At 69.7% G+C, this 267-nt stretch carries 1 pseudogene; it reads right to left on the reverse strand.

The features are described 5' to 3' along the window. Nucleotides 1-267 (reverse strand): annotated as a pseudogene (locus ACZ3HG_RS23865) (hypothetical protein); the annotation flags it as partial.

A 267-nucleotide genomic window follows, 5' to 3' on the forward strand; every position in this document is an offset into this window, starting at 1 on the left:
GGTCGCCCCGACGCTCGGGTACGGCAGCGTGATGTTCGCTCCGTGCAGGCCGTTCGGGGCCGTGATGCGGATGCCCTCGTAGCTCTTGTCGACCACCGCACCGAACGCACGGAGCGCGTCCATGTGGAAGTTGATCGGACGGTCGCCGATGCGGCATCCACCCAGGTCGGGGATCAGCGCCTCGCCGAGCAGGTGCAGCAGCGGGCCGCAGAACAGGATCGGGATGCGGGACGCGCCCGCGTGCGCGTCGATCTCCTCGAAGTGCGC

This window comes from Erwinia sp. PME.40.26/001, from assembly GCF_055556675.1.